Annotated in this window: 22 protein-coding genes; 18 read left to right on the forward strand and 4 right to left on the reverse strand. The window is 38.2% G+C overall.

Annotation, left to right across the window (positions count from 1 at the left end; translation table 11 throughout):
* Positions 1-37: 37 nt before the first annotated feature.
* Positions 38-562, reverse strand: a complete 525-nt coding sequence (gene fldB / locus ACSLUO_RS06190; RefSeq protein ID WP_448247137.1) for a flavodoxin FldB — start codon at positions 560-562, stop codon at positions 38-40.
* Positions 563-763: 201 nt separating this feature from the next.
* On the opposite strand from fldB, the gene dsbC reads away from it, so the two are divergent.
* From dsbC to lysS, 4 genes are all read left to right on the forward strand, one after another.
* Positions 764-1,573, forward strand: a complete 810-nt coding sequence (dsbC, locus tag ACSLUO_RS06195) for a bifunctional protein-disulfide isomerase/oxidoreductase DsbC (RefSeq protein ID WP_448247138.1) — start codon at positions 764-766, stop codon at positions 1,571-1,573.
* Between the two features lie 98 nt (positions 1,574-1,671).
* Positions 1,672-3,405, forward strand: a complete 1,734-nt coding sequence (gene recJ, locus ACSLUO_RS06200; protein WP_448247140.1) for a single-stranded-DNA-specific exonuclease RecJ — start codon at positions 1,672-1,674, stop codon at positions 3,403-3,405.
* A 127-nt stretch (positions 3,406-3,532) separates the two neighbouring features.
* Positions 3,533-4,630 (forward strand): peptide chain release factor 2, encoded by a 1,098-nt coding sequence (gene prfB, locus ACSLUO_RS06205; protein WP_448247141.1) that lies wholly within the window; start codon positions 3,533-3,535, stop codon positions 4,628-4,630.
* Positions 4,631-4,848: 218 nt separating this feature from the next.
* Positions 4,849-6,396: a lysine--tRNA ligase gene (gene lysS / locus ACSLUO_RS06210; protein WP_448247143.1), complete on the forward strand. Its 1,548-nt coding sequence runs from the start codon at positions 4,849-4,851 to the stop codon at positions 6,394-6,396.
* Between the two features lie 236 nt (positions 6,397-6,632).
* Here lysS and ACSLUO_RS06215 read toward each other — a convergent pair whose 3' ends face one another.
* A complete protein-coding gene (locus ACSLUO_RS06215) occupies positions 6,633-7,121 on the reverse strand; it encodes an FKBP-type peptidyl-prolyl cis-trans isomerase (RefSeq protein ID WP_448247145.1) in 489 nt (162 codons plus the stop codon).
* An 83-nt stretch (positions 7,122-7,204) separates the two neighbouring features.
* Complete coding sequence (gene ygfZ, locus ACSLUO_RS06220; protein WP_448247147.1) at positions 7,205-8,179, reverse strand: tRNA-modifying protein YgfZ; 975 nt, start codon at positions 8,177-8,179, stop codon at positions 7,205-7,207.
* Between the two features lie 145 nt (positions 8,180-8,324).
* Here ygfZ and ACSLUO_RS06225 point away from each other — a divergent pair, with 145 nt between their 5' ends.
* Together ACSLUO_RS06225 and ACSLUO_RS06230 are read left to right on the forward strand one after the other, a co-directional pair.
* Entirely contained in the window at positions 8,325-8,576 is a 252-nt protein-coding gene (locus ACSLUO_RS06225) for an FAD assembly factor SdhE (protein WP_448247148.1), read from the forward strand.
* Positions 8,536-9,042, forward strand: coding sequence for a protein YgfX (locus ACSLUO_RS06230; RefSeq protein WP_448247152.1), 507 nt, complete (start codon positions 8,536-8,538; stop codon positions 9,040-9,042). The genes ACSLUO_RS06225 and ACSLUO_RS06230 overlap by 41 nt, the downstream gene beginning before the upstream one ends.
* 15 nt (positions 9,043-9,057) lie before the next feature.
* Here the strand turns inward: ACSLUO_RS06230 and nadB are convergent, their stop codons facing one another.
* Entirely contained in the window at positions 9,058-10,686 is a 1,629-nt protein-coding gene (gene nadB, locus ACSLUO_RS06235) for an L-aspartate oxidase (RefSeq protein WP_448247154.1), read from the reverse strand.
* A gap of 201 nt (positions 10,687-10,887) precedes the next feature.
* Here nadB and rpoE point away from each other — a divergent pair, with 201 nt between their 5' ends.
* From rpoE to ACSLUO_RS06295, 12 genes are all read left to right on the forward strand, one after another.
* Positions 10,888-11,466, forward strand: coding sequence for an RNA polymerase sigma factor RpoE (rpoE, locus tag ACSLUO_RS06240; RefSeq protein WP_448247155.1), 579 nt, complete (start codon positions 10,888-10,890; stop codon positions 11,464-11,466).
* Positions 11,467-11,510: 44 nt separating this feature from the next.
* On the forward strand, positions 11,511-12,101 hold the full coding sequence (locus ACSLUO_RS06245; protein WP_448247157.1) for a sigma-E factor negative regulatory protein: 591 nt from the start codon (positions 11,511-11,513) through the stop codon (positions 12,099-12,101).
* A 50-nt stretch (positions 12,102-12,151) separates the two neighbouring features.
* Positions 12,152-13,051, forward strand: coding sequence for a MucB/RseB family sigma factor regulatory protein (locus ACSLUO_RS06250; RefSeq protein ID WP_448247159.1), 900 nt, complete (start codon positions 12,152-12,154; stop codon positions 13,049-13,051).
* A 317-nt stretch (positions 13,052-13,368) separates the two neighbouring features.
* Complete coding sequence (locus ACSLUO_RS06255; RefSeq protein ID WP_448247161.1) at positions 13,369-13,845, forward strand: SoxR reducing system RseC family protein; 477 nt, start codon at positions 13,369-13,371, stop codon at positions 13,843-13,845.
* A gap of 86 nt (positions 13,846-13,931) precedes the next feature.
* A complete protein-coding gene (gene lepA, locus ACSLUO_RS06260; RefSeq protein WP_448247163.1) occupies positions 13,932-15,722 on the forward strand; it encodes a translation elongation factor 4 in 1,791 nt (596 codons plus the stop codon).
* 22 nt (positions 15,723-15,744) lie between these two features.
* On the forward strand, positions 15,745-16,695 hold the full coding sequence (gene lepB, locus ACSLUO_RS06265) for a signal peptidase I (RefSeq protein ID WP_448247165.1): 951 nt from the start codon (positions 15,745-15,747) through the stop codon (positions 16,693-16,695).
* 2 nt (positions 16,696-16,697) lie between these two features.
* Positions 16,698-17,384 (forward strand): ribonuclease III, encoded by a 687-nt coding sequence (gene rnc, locus ACSLUO_RS06270; protein ID WP_448247524.1) that lies wholly within the window; start codon positions 16,698-16,700, stop codon positions 17,382-17,384.
* Positions 17,374-18,300, forward strand: coding sequence for a GTPase Era (era, locus tag ACSLUO_RS06275; RefSeq protein ID WP_448247167.1), 927 nt, complete (start codon positions 17,374-17,376; stop codon positions 18,298-18,300). Before rnc ends, era begins: the two co-directional genes overlap by 11 nt.
* A gap of 60 nt (positions 18,301-18,360) precedes the next feature.
* Positions 18,361-19,044 carry a DNA repair protein RecO gene (recO, locus tag ACSLUO_RS06280; RefSeq protein WP_448247169.1) on the forward strand — a complete coding sequence of 228 codons (684 nt, stop codon included), beginning with the start codon at positions 18,361-18,363 and terminating at the stop codon, positions 19,042-19,044.
* An 18-nt stretch (positions 19,045-19,062) separates the two neighbouring features.
* Positions 19,063-19,794: a pyridoxine 5'-phosphate synthase gene (gene pdxJ / locus ACSLUO_RS06285; protein WP_448247171.1), complete on the forward strand. Its 732-nt coding sequence runs from the start codon at positions 19,063-19,065 to the stop codon at positions 19,792-19,794.
* Positions 19,794-20,174, forward strand: a complete 381-nt coding sequence (acpS, locus tag ACSLUO_RS06290; RefSeq protein ID WP_448247173.1) for a holo-ACP synthase — start codon at positions 19,794-19,796, stop codon at positions 20,172-20,174. Before pdxJ ends, acpS begins: the two co-directional genes overlap by 1 nt.
* A 78-nt stretch (positions 20,175-20,252) precedes the next feature.
* Entirely contained in the window at positions 20,253-20,510 is a 258-nt protein-coding gene (locus ACSLUO_RS06295) for a hypothetical protein (RefSeq protein WP_448247175.1), read from the forward strand.
* Positions 20,511-20,520 lie beyond the last annotated feature (10 nt).

Here is a 20,520-nt window from a genome sequence, read left to right on the forward strand (position 1 = left end):
CGATAGCGGTACAGTGTCATTGTTTATGGCAACAAGATTATTCAGATAAGAGTGCTTCAATTTCGTCTAACAATTGTGTTGTCCACTGTTCAATACGCTGTTCGGTTTGCTCATATTGGTTTTCATCATCAATTGATAAACCAACAAACGACTGTTGATCATCGGCTAGGGCTTTTGAAGCGGTAAACTCATAACCTTGATTTGGCCAAGCACCAATAAAATGGCAACCGCTTGGCAATAAATGTTCGTGTAACATACCTAAAGCATCTTGAAACCATTCGGCATAACCTACTTGATCGCCCATACCATAAAGCGCGACGATTTTGCCGGCTAGGTTTAAATCAGCGGTTTCAGCCCAGTGTGATTCCCAGTCTTCTTGTAATTCACCATAATCCCAAGTCGAAATACCAAAGATTAAAATGTCATAGTTTGCTGTGTTGGCTAAGGGAATGTCTTTGATATTGTTAAGTTCGACTAAGTCTTCGCCTAATGCTGCTTGAATTTTTTCTGCTGCCATTTCGGTATAACAAGTGGTTGAACCGTAAAAAAGACCGATTTTCATTATTTGCCTAAGACTATGATCACTAAAATTGCCGGCGAGTTTAACAAATGCAAGTGGATAATTACCAGTATTTTACGGCTTCTGTCTTAAATTGGCTTGGTAGTTAAATTGTAATTAAATATTTAACCGCGTTGCTTTTTGTAGGTAAAAACGGTAATTTTATTGCTCTTTCCGAGGTCGTATTACTGTGAAGTAACTACCATGAATTTATTAGGTATCCCGATGTATAAAAAAGTTGTTGGACTATTGTTAATATTAACAATGTCTTGTGTTGTATATGCTTATTCTGCTAAAGAAACGGAAGATAGCACTTCTACCTCATCTGCGCCGGTTAATACGCAGGTAAATAAACAAAGTATTACTGATTTTATTCAAGCCAATACGCGTTTATCGGTCATCGATATCAAACCATCGGCGTTACCAGGGGTTGCCGAAGTAGCAACGGATCAAGGTTTATTTTACGCTAGTAATGATGGTGAATTTTTTATCGCCGGTAAAATTTATCGCTCTTCTGGTGGTTTTGGTTTAGTGGATATTGGTGAGCAGCGTTATGCTCAAGAGCGTTTAGCAGGCGTTAAAGCGTTTGAAAACAACATGATTGTTTATCCTGCTAAAAATGAAAAACATGTGATCACGGTATTCACTGATATTACCTGTGGCTATTGCCGTAAAATGCATGCTCAAATGTCAGCTTATAATGATTTAGGGATCACGATCCGTTATTTAGCTTATCCGCGTCATGGTGTTCGAGATCAGAGTGGTCAATTAACTCAAAGCTTTCAAGACTTACGTTCTATTTGGTGTCATGAAAGCCCTGCTGAAGCATTAACTAAAGCTAAAGCTGGCTCGCAAGTGGCGCATCGTATTTGTGATGCACCAATTGAAGAAGAATTTAATTTTGGTCGTCAAATAGGTGTTAATGGCACACCAGCGGTTATTTTAAGTAATGGTCAATTATTACCTGGCTATAGAGAGCCTGATGACCTTATCAAAATATTAGCGGAAATATAAAATATCTTGCTAGAATATCTAAAAAGAGCCCGCTTCAACGGGCTCTTTTTTTATCTTCATTTTATAATGGTTACCTTTTAAACAATTGAGTTAATACAATGGATAAAACAATTCTTCGTCGTGCCCATGTTAATGATCTACATTTACCCGCGACATTACCTGCGTTATTGAAGCAGATATATGCTAGCCGTGGTGTAGCAGATGCCGACGAATTATTGTTAACTAGCCAGCAACTGGCACCAGTGACAAGTTTGCTTGGTATTGAACAAGCGTGTCAGGTTATTTATGCCGCCATTGAACAGCAATTAAATATTGTCATTATTGGTGACTTTGATGCTGATGGCGCTACTAGTACCGCCTTAATGATGGAAGGCTTGGCCTTAATGGGCAGCAGAAATCATCATTTTTTAGTACCTAATCGTTTTGAGTATGGTTATGGCTTATCACCAGAGATTGTTGAAATAGCCCATCAGCAAGGTGGCCAATTAATTATTACCGTTGATAATGGTATTAGCTGTGTACAAGGGGTTGAGCGGGCGAAATCATTAGGGTTGCAAGTGGTGGTTACGGATCATCATTTACCCGGTAACACTACACCTAAAGCCGATGCTATTGTTAATCCTAATCAAGTGGGCTGTAATTTTCCAAGTAAAGCATTAGCGGGCGTTGGCGTTGCTTTTTATTTAATGTTAGCGCTAAGAAAGTATTGTCGAGAGCAAGATTGGTTTAATCGTATTGGCATTGCTGAGCCTAATATTGCACAACTGCTGGATTTAGTAGCCTTAGGTACGGTGGCTGATGTTGTGCCATTAGATGCGAATAATCGTATTTTGGTGGCGCAAGGTTTAAAGCGAATTAGGGCAGGGCATACTCGGCCAGGCATTCAAGCGTTAATTGAAATTGCTAATCGTGATCAACATAGCTTAGTTGCTAGTGATTTTGGTTTTGCGCTTGGTCCACGCATTAATGCGGCGGGTCGGTTAGATGATATGTCTTATGGTATTAATTGTTTGTTAGCAAAAGAAATAAACCAAGCAAGACAAATGGCCGCTGAGCTTGAACATTTAAATAAAGCGCGTCGTGAAATAGAGCAAGGCATGCAACAAGAAGCCGAGCAAGTGATGGCAAAATTAAAGTTTAATGAAAACAATTTGCCACATGCCTTAGCACTGTTTCATCCAGAATGGCATCAAGGGGTGATTGGTATTGTCGCGGGGCGAATTAAAGAAAAATACCATCGTCCAACTATCGTCTTTGCCGCTGCATCAGATGATAATCAAGATGAAATTAAAGGCTCAGCGCGTTCAATACCAGGCTTACACATTCGTGATTTACTTGAGCATATTCATAGCCAAGAGCCTAATTTAATTATTAAATTTGGTGGTCATGCGATGGCGGCGGGTTTGAGTATTCAAACGAAAAACTTTCAACGCTTTCAACAATGTTTTAATGAATATGCCGGTAAATGGTTAACCGAGGAAGCACTGCAAAATATTTTATTAACTGATGGTGAATTACCAAGTCAATTTTTTAACCTTGAATTTGCCGAGCAGTTAAGAGAAGCAGGCCCATGGGGACAGCACTTTTTAGAGCCGGTATTTGACGATGTGTTTGTGTTATTACAACAACGTATTGTTGGCGAAAAGCACTTGAAATTAATGGTGGAAAAAAATGGTGTTGCCTTTGACGCGATTGCTTTTAATGTGGATATAAAAGCCTGGCCTAATAGCCAAGCTAAAAAAGTACATTTGGCCTTTAAACTCGATATAAATGAGTTTCGCGGTAAGCGAAATATTCAATTAATGGTTGAGCATATTGCACTTGCTCAATAATGTTGATATTTCGAGTTTAGCTTGATTAAGTTTATCTGTTGTCACACGTTTATTTACAAATACTTTTAAGCTACAATGCGCTGCTATTTTATCGTCATTCCACAATATTGTAAGACCTGTAAAATTTATGTTTGAAGTCAACCCGGTAATAAACAAAATTAAAGAAATTCGTGAGCGTTCTAATATGCTTAGGAGTTACCTTGATTACGATGTTAAAGCAGAAAAGTTGATTGAAGTAACACGTGAATTAGAAGCGCCTGAAATATGGAATGAACCTGAACGTGCGCAGGCATTAGGTAAAGAACGTTCGTCGCTTGAAGCCGTGGTTAAAACCATTCAAGAACTTGACGAAGGTTGTGATGATATTGAAGGTTTAGTGGAATTAGCCATTGAAGAAGCTGATGAAGATACCTTCAGTGATGCTGAAAGTGAATTGTTAGAATTAAACGCTAAACTTGAAAAATTAGAATTTCGCCGGATGTTTTCGGGCGAACAAGACGCTAGCGATTGTTACTTAGATATTCAATCTGGCTCAGGCGGTACTGAAGCGCAAGATTGGGCAGAAATGCTGATGCGGATGTATTTACGTTGGGGTGAAGCGCATGGTTTTAAAACAGAATTAATTGAAGTTACCGATGGTGATGTCGCCGGTATAAAAGGCTGTACTATCAAATATTCAGGCGAGTATGCGTTTGGTTGGTTACGCACTGAAACCGGTGTTCATCGTTTAGTGAGAAAGTCTCCGTTTGACTCAAGTGGCCGCCGTCATACATCATTTGCATCAGCTTTTATTTATCCGGAAATTGACGACAATATTGAAATAGATATTAACCCATCGGACTTACGAGTAGATACTTTCCGTGCGTCAGGGGCGGGTGGTCAGCATGTTAACAAAACGGATTCTGCTATTCGTTTGACTCATATTCCAACCGGCGCTGTTGTTGCTTGCCAAGCGGATCGTTCGCAACATAAAAACCGTGCTACCGCAATGAAGCTATTAAAAGCTAAGTTGTACGAAATGGAAATGCAAAAGCAAAATGCCGGTAAACAAGAGTTAGAAGATGGTAAATCTGATATTGGTTGGGGTAGCCAAATTCGCTCTTATGTTTTAGATGATAGCCGAATTAAAGATTTACGTACCGGTGTCGAAAACCGTAATACCCAAGCGGTGTTAGATGGTGATTTAGATAAGTTTTTAGAAGCCAGTTTAAAGTCTGGTTTATAAAGCGATTATAAGACAAACGTCGTTATTCACTTTAATAATAGTAATTAACGGCATCAAAAGTACTGAGTTACATTAGTAAGTAAAGTACTTTTCTTTGTTCTAACATGAATATCGTAATGTTCTTGTTATCAACAAAGTAACAAGTAAATAATTATTTTATTGAAATTAATAATCTTAGTGAAAACTAGGGTAAGCAAAGTTAAATATTGAGAAATCAAATGACAGATCAAGCAAAACCAGCACAAGATGAAAACAAGTTAATTGCCGAACGTCGCGGTAAACTTAGCCACATTCGTGAAAATTGTCCTGCTAACGGTCATCCGAATGACTTTAATCGTGAGCATTACGCTGCTGATATTCAAGCAGAGCATGGTGAAAAAACCAAAGAAGAACTTGAAGAACTACAAGTAACTTATGCGGTTGCTGGTCGCATCATGGCCAAACGTGGACCTTTTTTGGTTTTACAAGATATGTCAGGTCGTATTCAAGCTTATGCTGAAAAAGTGGTACAAAAAGACATTAAAGCGCGCTGGGGCTTATTAGACGTTGGCGACATTATTGGTGTTAAAGGTGTTTTACATAAATCAGGTAAAGGCGATTTATACGTTAATATGGAAGAGTATTCATTATTAACCAAATCTCTACGTCCGTTACCAGAAAAATTCCATGGTTTGTCTGATGTTGAAACTAAGTACCGTCAGCGTTATGTTGATTTAATTATCAATCAAGATACTCGTAATACCTTTAAAATTCGTTCAAAAATTGTTGATGGTATTCGCAAGTTTTTAACTGAGCGTGATTTCATGGAAGTGGAAACACCTATGTTACAAACCATCCCTGGTGGCGCGACGGCAAAACCGTTTGAAACTTTCCATAACGCCTTAGATATTCAAATGTTTATGCGTATAGCGCCTGAGCTTTATTTGAAGCGCCTAGTCGTTGGTGGTTTTGAAAAAGTATTCGAAATTAACCGTAACTTCCGTAACGAAGGGCTATCAACACGTCATAACCCTGAATTTACTATGATCGAATTTTATCAAGCTTATGCTGATTACAAAGATTTAATGAACTTAACCGAAGATATGTTAAGAACATTAGCGGAAGATGTAATGGGCACTTCAGTTATTCGTAATACCGTGAAAAATTCAGATGGCGAAGTGGTTGAAGAAAAGTTCTATGACTTTGGGCAGCCGTTTGAGCGCTTATCTATGGTAGATGCGATTTTAAAACACTCGGAAGGTATTGACGAAAATATTTTACGTAACCCAGAAGAAAATTTTGAAGCACTTAAAGCGATAGCTAAACAAGTGGGTGTAAAAGAAACCGATGCTTCAAAAGTATGGGGCGCAGGTAAATATATTTGTGAAATTTTTGAAGAAGTTGCTGAGCACAAATTAGATCAACCAACGTTTATTACTGAATATCCTTGGGAAGTATCGCCGTTAGCACGTCGTAATGATGAAAATCCATTTATTACTGATCGTTTTGAGTTCTTCGTAGGTGGTCGTGAGTTAGCTAATGGCTTCTCAGAGCTTAATGATGCTGAAGATCAAGCTGCCCGTTTCCAAAATCAAGTTGCAGGTAAAGATGCTGGCGATGATGAAGCTATGCATTATGATGCGGATTATATTCAAGCGTTAGAATATGGCTTACCGCCAACCGCAGGTGAAGGTATTGGTATTGACCGTTTAGTGATGTTATTTACCGACTCTCCAACGATCAAAGATGTTATTTTATTCCCGCATATGAAGCCAATTACGGAATAACTTCAAGCTAAAAGCTAAAAGCTAGAAGCGAAAAGCTCGAAGCTAGAAGCGAAAAGCCACAAGCTCGAAGGTAAAAGTTATAAGCCACAAGCTCGAAGTTATAAGCCAAAAGCTCGAAGCGAAAATAAAAAAACCGATGAAGATTCATCGGTTTTTTTATGCTTACTAAAAGCTAAAAGCTAAAAGCTAAAAGCTAAAAGCTAAAAGCTAAAAGCTAAAAGCTAAAAGCAAAATGCTTAGTGATTATGGCCACAGCCACCTTCACCATGTACATGACCATGCGCTAATTCATCAGCCGTTGCATCACGTACTTCTAAAATTTCAACATCAAATGATAAATCAATGCCCGCTAGTGGATGGTTGCCATCAACGGTAATGGTTTCGTCATTCATATCAACCACGATCACTGTTTGTTCACCATGGTCGGTTTCAGCGCGTAGTTGCGTACCAATTTCAATATCTTCAACGGCACCAAACATTTCTTTCGGTACGGCCTGAACAAAGCTATCGTTGCGATGGCCGTAAGCATCATCAGCAGGTACGTCAACTTCAAATTTATCACCGGCTTGATGACCTTTAAGTGCATCTTCTAAACCTGGAATTAAATAGCCAGTACCGTAAATAACGGAGAGTGGCGCGTGATCGTAAGAACTGTCAATTAATGTTCCTTCACTGTCAGATACGGCATAATGGATCACCGCTACTTTGTTTTCTGCTATTTTCATATGGCTCTCTTTGTTAAGGATAAATGGTTTTTAGTGCTTTTTGTTCAACATATTGTCTCAGCTGAAACTAAACACTTGAATTTTTAAGCATCTTTAATGCTGTAAGGTAATTGTGCAATCACTAATTTTGATTGCTCGTCACCTTTAATACGTAATAGGGTATCAGAGCTCATGTCACTTGCAAGTACCGCTTGCAACGAAACTTGGCCATTATCGTCACAATAACTTGTGATGACATCACCGGCTTTTCGCCAATTTTCACCAAGTTGCATTTCAATAATACTACCTGCTTCAATATTGTCACTGGCATTACCGGTTAAATAATATAAAGCCCGTTTGTTTTTACCTAGGTATTGCATTCTAGCCACGGTTTCTTGGCCTAAGTAACAACCTTTAGTAAAACTAATACCGTGAATAGCTTGTAAGTTGAGCATTTGAGGTACGTACTGATCGACGGCAACTTCGCTCATGGCAGGAAAGCCTTCGGCAATTTCTAATAGTTGCCAAACCTTATTGGTATAAACCGGTAATCCTGAGCTTTCAATTAATTTATTTGCGTTAATGGTAGGAGCAATAAATAAATAGTGTTCCATTTGGCCGGCTAAATAAATAATTTGAGCATCACCTTTTGATACTATCGGGTTAAGGCTATCGGGTAATTGTGCAAAATATTGTTGAATGCTGCTGGTAACGTCTTTACCGGCAATAATATAAAACGATAAATGGCTTGCTTGCTCAATATCTACTTTAGCAAAAACGCCAAATTTTTTAAGCTCTGCTAAAGATGCGGCTAAGGTACTTTTAGGTTGAAATAATAAATGACTGTTTTGGTAATTAAATAGTCGGAATACTGAAAACACTTTACCTTTGGCATTACAATGAGCGCCGGTTAGCAATTTAGCGTTATCAATACTATTCACGTCGCAAGTTACTTGCCCTTGTAAATACTTACTTTGTTCATCGCCAGTTAAAGAAATAGCACTGTAATTATCAAGTTCAATAGCAAAAGCTGAAGGTAATGATGATAGTGCGGGTAAATCAGTGTGAATTTTGCTCATAGTTAGACAGAATGACTATTTATTAATGTTGTTATTAGAATTGAGGGCAAATAAGAAAAACTCAAGCTTTTAGTGCGTTTTTCTTAGCTAAATTGCTACAATAATGGGTAGCGTTGTTTTATAAAAAATTTTTAAAAGGTTGCTGATGTCGTTATTAAATAATAAAGCTAGATTAAGATGGGCTTGTCGTCGGGGTATGTTGGAATTAGATGTGCTGTTTTTACCTTTTGTTGATGAAGCTTATGATCAGTTATCAGAAAACCAAAAGTTAACCTTTGAACGTTTGTTAGAAGGTGATGACCCTGATTTGTTTGCTTGGTTTATGGGACATCAAGAATGCAAGGATGCCGAATTAAATGACATGGTCCAACTTATACTCAACCGAGTCAAAGTATAAACTCAGCTTAAATTCCTCAGCACATGCCCGTATTTGGTTATTCTGCCAATGTTTAATGTTAGTGTTTGTGCTGAGTTATAGTTTATCGCTTATTTTTCAACTAGCATTTTTTTATCTTGTTGTAGCCGTATTCTTGTTTGGTTTGCTAATTTTTCTTCTGAGCGAGTTAACATTAGGGGTCGGCACTCAAACAAGTCCTGAATATTTTACTCTCGATTTATCCGGTTATTGTCAATTTGGCCTTGATGATATTTGGCTACTAACCAAAGCGAGTAAATTGAGCTTTTGGGGTTGTTATTTAACCTTAGAAAAAATCGACCCGTTAACACAAAAGGTGCTTGAGCCTAAAATCCAGAAGCGACGTTTTATTTTTAAAGACAGCATGAACAAACAAGACTATGCCCGTTTATGCCGAGTTATTTTAAAAAATAAAAACGAAAAACAAGCGCTTGATGTTAAGCAATAAGCGCTCATCGTAAAACTACATTTCTCTTAATGTAATGTTACTGTTTCTTTCTGCTTTTAACGTTTGTGGTGAAAGAATAGTGATTTCGGCATTTTCTAATAAGTTAGGATAATCTAACGTGTAATGTAAGCCTCGGCTTTCTTTACGCTTTAAGGCGCTATGAATAATCAATTCGGCTACTTGCACTAAGTTTCTTAGTTCTAATAAATTATTACTAACTCGGAAATTTTGATAATACTCGTCAATTTCGCGTTGTAATAGTTCAACACGGTGTAATGCCCGTTGTAAACGTTTTGTTGTTCTGACAATGCCAACATAATCCCACATAAATAAACGTAATTCGTGCCAGTTATGTTGAATAATAACTTCTTCGTCTGAATCTGTTACGCGGCTTTCATCCCATTTCGGAAGTTGAATATATTTCTGCTTAATATCAAGGGTTTTAGTGATATGCTCAGCGGCAGATTTGGCAAAGACTAAACATTCCAATAATGAATTGCTGGCAAGACGATTAGCGCCATGTAAGCCAGTATATGATACTTCACCAATGGCATATAAATTAGCGATATCGGTTTGACCATTTTTATCAATCATCACCCCGCCACAGGTATAATGGGCTGCGGGGACTATTGGTAATGGTTCTGTGGTCATATCAATACCCAAAGATTTTGTTTTTTCGTAAATCGTTGGGAAATGTTGCTTGATAAATTCTGGTGATTTATGGGTGATATCAAGGTACATACAATCAGCACCAAGACGTTTCATTTCATAATCTATTGCGCGTGCGACAATATCGCGCGGAGCTAATTCGGCTCTTTCGTCAAATTCTGGCATGAAGCGGCTGCCGTCAGGTCGCCTTAATAAAGCGCCTTCACCACGTAACGCTTCAGTTAATAAAAAGGTTCTCGCTTGCGGATGAAATAAACAAGTAGGATGAAATTGGTTAAACTCCATATTAGCTACTCGGCAGCCCGCGCGCCAAGCCATGGCAATACCATCACCACTGGCAATATCTGGATTTGATGTATATTGATAAACTTTACTGGAACCGCCAGTTGCTAGAATTATTTTTTTCGCGTGAATGTTTTCAACTTTTTCGGAATTACGATTCCAAATATAAGCGCCAATACAGCTTTTTTTGGCTTTATCGGTAATTAAGTCGATGGCGTTATAGCGTTCAAAAATTCGAATGCGTCGATGTTTTCTCACCCGTTCAACTAAGGTGGTTTGAATTGATTGACCTGTAGCATCTGCCGCATGAAGGATCCGGCGGTGACTATGGCCACCTTCACGAGTTAAATGATAACGTGTTTCTCCATTATCGGCATTTTCTTGGTCAAAATTTACGCCTTGGTCAATTAACCACTCTAAGCAAGCTTTTGCGTTTTCTGCGGTAAAGCGGACACTATCTTCTTCACACAGTCCTGCACCAGCAATTAAGGTGTCAGCTACATGTGAATCAATACTGTCGTTTTCATCAAACACGGCAGCAACACCACCTTGTGCGTAATAGGTTGAACCTTCACTCACCGGCCCTTTGCTTAACACAACCACGTCGGCATGTTGTGCTAATTTTAAAGCTAAAGTTAAACCAGCTGCGCCACTGCCAATAATTAATACGTCGCAATTGTGTTGTTGTTTCATATCTTCGGTAAGTTCAGGTACTATAAGCAGATATTTTACCGTTTATTATTCAATACGAATAGTATTTAGCGCATTTGATAATAATTTTTATAAAAATCAAATTTATTTAGAACTTTTTTTGACTACTGTAGTCTTACTTGTTGTGTTCGATATGAGCCGAGTGTCGAAAAGTGTTGTAGTTGTTTAGAGGATTAGGCTCAGATGAGCGAACAAAAGATCGATCAGGCCCTGGTTGAACGTGTACAGAAAGGAGATAAAAACGCATTTAATTTATTAGTAACTAAATACCAGCAACGTGTTGCGAACTTAGTTAGCCGATATATTAAAAACCATAGCGATGTATCAGATGTAGTGCAAGAGGCGTTTATTAAAGCTTATCGAGCATTACCTAATTTTCGTGGTGATAGTGCGTTTTATACCTGGTTATTTAGGATTGCGGTTAACTGCGCTAAAAATCATTTAGTGGCAAATAATCGTAAACCAAGTAGTTCAGATCTTGATGTTGAAGACGTAGAGAATTATGATGGTGGTGAAGCTTTAAGAGTCAATGCATCACCAGAAAAGCTGTTATTAACAGAAGAAATTAAAACCGTTATATTTAGAACCATTGAAAAGTTACCTGAAGATTTACGGACAGCAATAAACCTTCGAGAACTAGATGGCCTAAGTTATGAAGAAATAGCTGAAATAATGGATTGCCCCGTTGGGACAGTGCGTTCGCGAATATTTCGCGCACGAGATGCAATAGATAAACAAATTAAACCTTTATTACAACATTAATCGTTAATGTTAATAAGTAAAAAGGTTATTAATAAGGTACCTATATGACAGAAAGTAAGTTTGAGACAGTATCTTCATTGGTTGATAATTATCAATTGGATGATAAAGAGCTTATTGACGTAAGTAATGATGAGCAAATGTCTGATACTTGGAGCCGTTACCATTTAATTGGTGATGTACTTCGTGATGATGCCCCAAGCACTATCGATCTTGATATATCCTTAAATATTGCTTCCGCTATTGCGGCTGAGCCTACCGTGTTAGCACCACAGCGTAAAACGGTAACTCAACAAGTTAAAGCCACGGTAATTAAGTTAGCAAAACCTTTTGGTCAAGTTGCTATCGCGGCTTCTGCGGCTACCTTAATGATTGTTGGTGTCCAACAGAATGTGGCGCAAACAGAGCAAATCATTCCTAACCAAGTTGTGCAAACTATGCCTGTGTTTGGTACCGCGGATCCGGTGAGTTTAAATGTCTCACAAAAGCCGTCACAAGAAGCGAAACGTCAAGCATATATGGAACAACAGCGTCGTTTTCAAGCATTATTAGCTGATCATCAGCAGCAGTTAAAGTTAAAACAAATTACTGTTCAAGCTGAGCAATCTGAGACACAGGTAGAAAATAATACTCAATGAGATCCCTCTTTTTAATACCATTGCTGCTGAGCAGTTTTTTATCAGCAGCGGTGGAAAATGATCAAGCCTATACTTCGCTTGAAAAGCTATCCCAATCCCTTCGTTCTTTAAATTTCACTACTTCCTTTGTTGTTGTTAAGAATAACAATGCGGAACCGTATCATTGGTCGCATGGCATCAATGAAGATAACGCGGAAGTTGAAGTGTTATCAATTTTAAATGGTCCTCATCGTGATGTGGTGCGTCGTAATAATATTGTCAGTTATTTGGAATCAGGTATTGAACCTTATTCAGTTAATAGTGCGTTTATTGCGAGCCCAATCCCTGAAATATTTTCAGGTAATACTGAAAAGCTAATAAAAAATTATGATTTGGTTTCTGCCGGTCGTAGTCGGATTTTAGGGCGAGTGGCTCAGTTTATTCGTATTATTCCTAAAGATCCTTTTCGTTATGGACATTGGGTTTGGTTAGATAAAGATTCTGGCTTGCTGTTAAAATTGGCGGTTATTAACGATAATGGTCAGGTATTAGAACAAATTCAATTTACTCATCTTGAGTTAGATGAAACCATTAATCCATCATTGCAGCAAATCGAATTAACGGATTTGCCAACGGTGATTGATTTACCTGATTTGGTACAAAAGCAAGATCATGCTTGGGGGCTATCGTGGTTGCCAGAAGGTTTTGTCGAAATTAACGCTAATACGCATAGGATCATGCATACCAAACAGCCGACTGAATTTAAAATGTTTAGCGACGGTTTAGTGGATTTTTCTGTTTATGTTAGTCCAAGCCAAGATGAAAACCGGCCATCAGGTTTTGCTCAAGACGGCGCAACAATCGCTTTTAATGAAGTGATTAATGGCATTGAAGTGAGTGTTGTTGGTAAAATTCCAGCGAGTACGGCACAAAAAATTGCCAGTTCATTAATTTTTAAAGTTACACCGTAATCAGTCACAGGGTCTGTTGATTTTTGTTTATACTTTCAGCAATAGGCTATTTTAAGTGATAGTAAAGCAGAGTGAACTTTGTTTGGTTGTTCCAAATGAGTGAAATTCTAATGCCGCTAGCGCACAAAATAGCCATTGCACTATGTACTATGCACTATGCACTATGCACTGAGGGCTGAGGCTAAAATCGCTTTACTGGGCGTTAAAACTATTGGTTTAGATGACTAAACGAGATAATTTCGGCCTTGATTAACCGATTTTATCTCTCAGCTGAATTATTAAACTGAATTATTAAACAAAGATAAACAGACCCCATTATGATTGAAGAAAATGCCACCGTTATTGCAATCGACAATGATAAAATTATTGTTGAAAGCCAAGTAAAATCGACTTGTAGCTCATGTCAGCAAGTCGATAACTGTGGTAGTGGCCAAGTAGCAAAAGCTATCCCTCATCGTAAACTAACCGTTAAACTTGAAAACCATTTAAACCTGACAATTGGTGATCCGGTGGTTTTAGGTATTCCTGAACATCAATTATTAAAAAGTGCTTGGCAAGTCTATTTTATGCCGCTGCTCGGTTTACTCTTTTGTGCCGGTTTAGGGCAATATATCAGCCATTATTTTGCGCTTACTCATGAGTTATTAACGATAATTTTTGGTGTTTTAGGCGCTTTTAGCGGATTTAAATACGCTAAATATTTACAGAATCGGTTAACGGAACAAGAAAACTTAGCGCCGAAATTACTGAGAAAACAAGTTGAAACAATTAATATTGTTGAAATACCCTCCTGATCCCAACTAAAGATAGCTTGCACGCCGTAAATTCGCTAAAATCTCGCCAACCTATTTTTTAGCCGTAAACTGTTAATTCTCTATCTATGAAACATATTCGAAATTTCTCTATTATTGCTCACATTGATCACGGTAAATCGACTTTGTCTGATCGTTTAATTCAACATTGTGGTGGTCTACAAGCGCGTGAAATGGCAGCGCAAGTGCTTGACTCAATGGACATTGAACGCGAACGTGGCATTACTATTAAAGCACAGAGTGTAACGTTAGATTATATTGCTAAAGATGGTGAAACTTATCAGCTTAACTTTATCGACACGCCAGGCCATGTTGATTTTTCTTATGAAGTATCACGTTCATTAGCGTCTTGTGAAGGGGCGTTATTAGTGGTTGATGCAGGACAAGGCGTTGAAGCGCAAACGGTTGCTAACTGTTATACGGCGATAGAAATGGATTTAGAAGTTATTCCTATTTTAAATAAAATAGATTTACCACAAGCTGATCCAGAAAGAGTTGCGGAAGAAATAGAAGACATTATTGGTATTGATGCCACTGATGCTGTGACCTGTTCAGCTAAAACCGGCTTAGGCATAGAAGATGTTTTGGAAACAATTGTTGCTAATATTCCACCTCCTGTTGGTGAACGAGATGCTAATTTACAAGCATTAATTATCGACTCATGGTTTGATAATTACCAAGGGGTTGTGTCACTGGTTCGTGTAATGAACGGTGAAATTAAAAAAGGCGACAAAATGGTGGTGATGTCGACAGGACAAACTCACCTCATTGATAAAGTTGGTATTTTCACCCCGAAACAAAAAGATACCGGCATTTTACGAACGGGTGAAGTTGGTTTTGTTATTGCGGGTATTAAAGAAATTCATGGCGCGCCAGTTGGTGACACCATCACTATTTCGAAAAAAGAAGCGGCAGCGCCACTCCCTGGCTTTAAAAAAGTTCAACCGCAAGTGTATGCGGGTATTTTCCCTGTTAGTTCAGAAGAGTATGAGAACTTTCGTGATGCCCTTAATAAATTAAGCTTAAACGATGCCTCATTACTTTTTGAACCAGAGAACTCTTCAGCTTTAGGCTTTGGTTTCCGTATTGGTTTCCTTGGCATGTTGCATATGGAAATTGTGCAAGAACGTTTAGAACGTGAATACAATCTTGATTTAATTACCACAGCGCCAACGGTTAACTATGAAATTGCTTGTACCAATGGTGAAGTAATTTCAATTGATAACCCAAGTGATTTACCGCCAATTAATAATATTGACGAAATTCGTGAGCCGATTGTACAAGCGAATATTTTAGTGCCGCAAGAGCATTTAGGTAATGTTATTACTTTATGTATTGAAAAACGTGGTGTGCAAAAAGATATTATTTACCATGGTAAACAAGTTGCGGTTACTTATGAATTACCGATGGCTGAAGTGGTGATGGATTTCTTTGATAAATTAAAATCTACGAGTCGTGGTTATGCCTCTCTCGATTATCACTTTGTGCGATTTGAAGCGGCAGACATGGTTCGTGTTGACGTGATGATCAATGGTGATCGTGTTGATGCGTTAGCAATGATCACCCATCGTTCTCATTCTATCTCTCGTGGTCGAATGTTAGTTGAAAAACTAAAAGAGCTTATTCATCGTCAAATGTTTGATATTGCGATTCAAGCGGCAATTGGCAATAACGTTATTGCCCGTACAACCGTGAAACAACTTCGTAAAAACGTAACGGCAAAATGTTACGGTGGTGATATTTCTCGTAAGAAAAAACTTCTCCAGAAACAAAAAGACGGTAAAAAGCGCATGAAACAAGTAGGTAATGTAGAAATACCTCAAGAAGCGTTTTTATCAGTGTTAAAACTAGACAAATAATTAGGACGAATACGGGAATAATATGGCTGTTTATTTTTCAATTTTTTTGGTGATCATTACGGTAGTTACGGGCATTGTTTGGTTAGCCAATAAGTTTTATTTAGCGCCACAACGGCAGCTAAAATTAGCAGAAGCTAAAGCGCAATGTGAGGGTGAATTACCCGCTGATGCCGTTAATAAAATTGTTGAGCCATCAAACTTAGTTGATACCTCAGTACAAATATTTCCGGTGATTGCTTTTGTCCTTATTTTACGATCATTTTTATGGGAACCGTTTCAAATACCATCTGGCTCAATGATGCCAACCTTACTTGATGGTGACTTTATTTTAGTAAATAAATTTAACTACGGTTTACGTGATCCAGTGGCTCGCCATAAGTTTTATGAAAATGGTTTGCCTGAGCGAGGCGATGTAGTGGTATTTAAATACCCACTAAATCCCCAAATTGACTACATTAAACGTGTTATCGGCTTACCGGGTGATCGCATTATTTATCGTGATAAATCGATCTATATTAAACCGGCTTGTCAAACAACAGATGAAACTTGTCCTAAACTTGAAAAAGTGATCACGGAATTTGTTAATAAAGGTGAATATAAATCGGGCGGTGATGATTTATATCGTTATACCTCGAAGATGCCAAACAAAAGTCATGACATTTTGATTGATTTGAGTATTCCAGCCCAGCAACAAGCAAAGAGTTTTTGTATGCATGCAGGTGATCGTTTATGTCAGCAATCAGGCACGGCCATTGATGAATATGTGGTACCAGCAGGGCATTATTTTGTGATGGGTGACAACCGTGATAACAGTTTAGATGGTCGTTTTTGGGGCTTCGTACCGGAAGAAAACTTAGTGGGTGAAGCGGTAGCTATTTGGATGAGTTTTGATTTTGAAAATACCGAACAAGACTTCTTACCAACTTGGATCCCAACCGGTGTTCGTTTTTCTCGTATAGGTGCTATTGATTGAATATCAAAACTAACCCAATAGCTTACAATAAACTTGTCAGTAAAATTGGCTATACTTTTAAAAATAAGAATTTATTAATTCAGGCGGTTACTCATCGTAGTGCTAAAGGCGAGCATAACGAACGCCTTGAGTTTCTTGGTGATTCAATTTTAGGCTTTGTTATTGCGGAAGCGCTTTATGATAAGTTTCCTAAACATTGTGAAGGTGATTTAACGCGCATGCGTTCGAGTTTGGTAAAAGGCGTTACTTTAGCCAAACTTGCTACTGACTTCGGTTTAGGTGAGTTTTTAGTCTTAGGCCCTGGCGAGTTAAAAAGTGGCGGTCATAAACGTGAGTCCATTTTAGAAGATGCCATTGAAGCCATTATTGGTGCGGTATATTTAGATTCGGATCTTGATACTTGCAAAGCGTTAATTTTGTCATGGTTTTCTGTGCATTTAGCGGTAATAAAGCCAGGTGTACATAAAGATCCTAAAACACGTTTACAAGAATACCTACAAGGCAAAAAAATTCCATTACCTGTTTATGAAGTGATTGATATTCAAGGTAAGTCACATAATCAAATGTTTACCGTAAGCTGTGACACTGAAGTACTGAATGAAACGGTACTAACAAAAGCAACCAGTCGACGTAAAGCTGAACAGGCCGCGGCACAACAAGTTTTGGATAAAATAGATAATGGCAAATAACGCATTACCAACTGAAAACCAGCATTGTGGTTTGATCGCTATTGTCGGTCGACCGAATGTTGGTAAATCAACGCTTTTAAATGCCTTATTAGGGCAAAAAGTCAGTATTACCTCACGTAAACCACAAACCACTCGTCACCGTATTTTAGGTATTTTAACCGAAGAAAATAATCAAGCGGTACTTGTTGACACCCCTGGTTTACACAACGAAGAAAAACGCGCCATTAACCGTTTAATGAATCGTGCGGCCAGTAGCTCGATTGTTGAAGTTGAATTGGTGTTATTTTTGGTTGAAGGTACTCACTGGACGACGGATGACGAATTAGTACTAACAAAAATAAAGCAGTCAGGCGCACCTTGTATTTTAGTGGTCAATAAAACCGACAATGTTCAAGATAAAGAAGAGCTATTACCGCATTTACAAAAATTAGCTAGCCAATATGACTTTAAAGAAATCGTGCCAATTTCAGCTAAAAAAGGTGAAAATCTCGATAAAATACAAGCAATTTGTTTTGCGCATTTACCGGAAAGTGAATTTTGGTTTCCGGAAGATTACATTACCGATCGTTCAAGTCGTTTTATGGCCTCAGAAATTATTCGTGAAAAATTAATGCGCTTTACCGGCGAAGAATTGCCTTATTCAACCACGGTTGAAATAGAACAGTTTAAACAAGACGATAAAGGTATTTTACACATTAATGCCTTAGTTTTAGTTGAGCGTAATAGCCAAAAACGTATGATTATTGGTAACAAAGGCGAAAAAATGAAAACTATCGGCCAAGAAGCAAGGCGCGATATGGAAGCCTTATTTGGCCAAAAAGTTTTTCTTGAAACCTGGGTGAAGGTAAAACAAGGCTGGGCGGATGATGAACGTGCTTTACGTTCTTTAGGTTATGGTGATGATTATTCATCATAATGTAAGCTGTTTTCTACTATTCAACGGATAGAATAGTTTTTAACATCACTGACCAAAGCCATGTTAACCAATACTCAATCTGCTTTTTTATTACATTCTCGGCCATATAAAGAAAATCAGCTATTGCTCGACTTTATCACCGAACATGATGGTAAAGTCTCTGCTATTACCTTTTCTGGTAATAGTGTTAAATCTAGCAAAAAAGCACTATTACAACCTTTTTTACCCCTTAATATTAGTTATAAAGGTCAGCGTTCTCTTAAACATTTAACCTTAGTAGAAGCCGTCGGTAAGTCTTATGCTTTTCAAGGTAATTATTTGTACAGCGGCTTTTATTTAAATGAATTAATGGTGCGTTTATTAGGGGAGCTTATTCCATGCCCAGCCTTGTATCAGCAGTATCAGCAAAGCTTGCTGGCTTTAAATGAACAGCATACCATCGAAATTGTTTTAAGAAATTTTGAAATGGTATTGTTAGAAGAGTTAGGCCAAACTATCGACTTTGACGAGCTTTATATGAGCGCAGCATCGCATTTTTATTATATTGCTGAGCATGGTTTTATTCCCGCTATCAACAAATTGCCACAACCTTGTTATGATAAACATCACTTACTGGCAATTGCTGAGCAAAATTTTGCTGATGACAAAACCTTATACAGCTTTAAGTTATTAATGCGGCAAATAATGGCACCTTTATTAGGTAATAAACCATTAAATTCTCGCAAGCTATTTACTAAAAAATAAACGAAGAGACAAAACTAAATGAAAGATATTCTGCTGGGTGTGAATGTTGACCATATTGCTACACTAAGACAAGCGCGTGGTACTAATTACCCTGATCCTGTTCATGCTGCTGCAGTTGCCGAACATGCTGGTGCTGATGGTATTACCGTACATTTAAGAGAAGACCGCCGCCATATTCAAGACCGAGATATTTATGTGTTAAAAGAAACGTTAAAAACACGCATGAACTTTGAAATGGCAGTAACCGATGAAATGGTGGCCATAGCTTGTGAAGTAAAGCCGGCTTTTTGCTGTTTAGTTCCTGAAAAACGTGAAGAGCTAACAACGGAAGGTGGTTTAGATGTTATTGGTAATTTAGCCCGTATCAGTGATGCTGTTGCTAAATTGGCTGCACAAGGGGTTGAAACTAGTTTATTTATTGATGCTGATAAAGCACAAATTGATGCAGCGGTTAGTTCAAAAGCAACCTATATCGAAATTCATACCGGCCATTATGCCGATGCTGTAAATGAACATGAGCAACAACAAGAGTTAGCGCGTATTACCGAAGGGGTAAAATATGCTAGCAGCCAAGGCTTAAAAGTGAATGCTGGCCATGGCTTACATTATTTTAATGTTAAACCTATTGCCGCCATTGAAGAAATAATTGAATTAAATATTGGTCACGCCATTATTGCTCGTGCTGCTATTGATGGTATGGAGAAAGCCGTACGTGATATGAAACGATTAATGTTAGAAGCTAGAGCTTAATGTCTGTTCTTGGTATTGGCACCGATATTGTTGATATTACCCGTTTAGAAAAAATGAGTGATGTGGTGCGAGCTAAATTAGCTCGCCGTGTGCTCACAGATGCTGAGTATCAACATTATAGTAATATCAAGTTTCCTATCCCTTATTTAGCTAAGCGTTGGGCCGGTAAAGAAGCGGCAGCGAAAGCACTAGGTACAGGTATTGCTGAAGGTGTATCTTTTCAGCATTTTTCTATTACCTCGCTTAATAGTGGCCAACCTATATTAAATTTAAGTGACAGGGCACTTGAGCGAGCACAGCAAATGAATGCCAGCAGCTGGCATATAAGTTTGTCCGATGAAGTTCAGTATGCCGTTGCTTTTGTTGTGCTTTCTCGTTAAGCGTTATTTTTAATTAACTGTAATTCTAATTATCCACTATACTTTTTTTAGACCCGTAAAGCCGTTTAAGGATGTTGTATGAGCATGGAACTTGAAAGAAATCTATTACTCGAAAGACGAAAGGAGCCACCTGAGCAATCTGTTTTATGGAAAAAATTGACCTTGGCGCAAAAATTTTCAGCGAGTAGTTTAGGAAAGTTCGGTTACGAACTTGCGTTTATACGCAACGAAAACGGGCATAATATTGCGGTATTAACGTGTGATAGCTTGATCGCTGTTGTCACCGAAGATGGAGATATCAACTCATCTCCAGATATTAAGATTCGAAAAGGTTAAATAGATGATA

This window comes from Thalassotalea agariperforans (assembly GCF_053470345.1).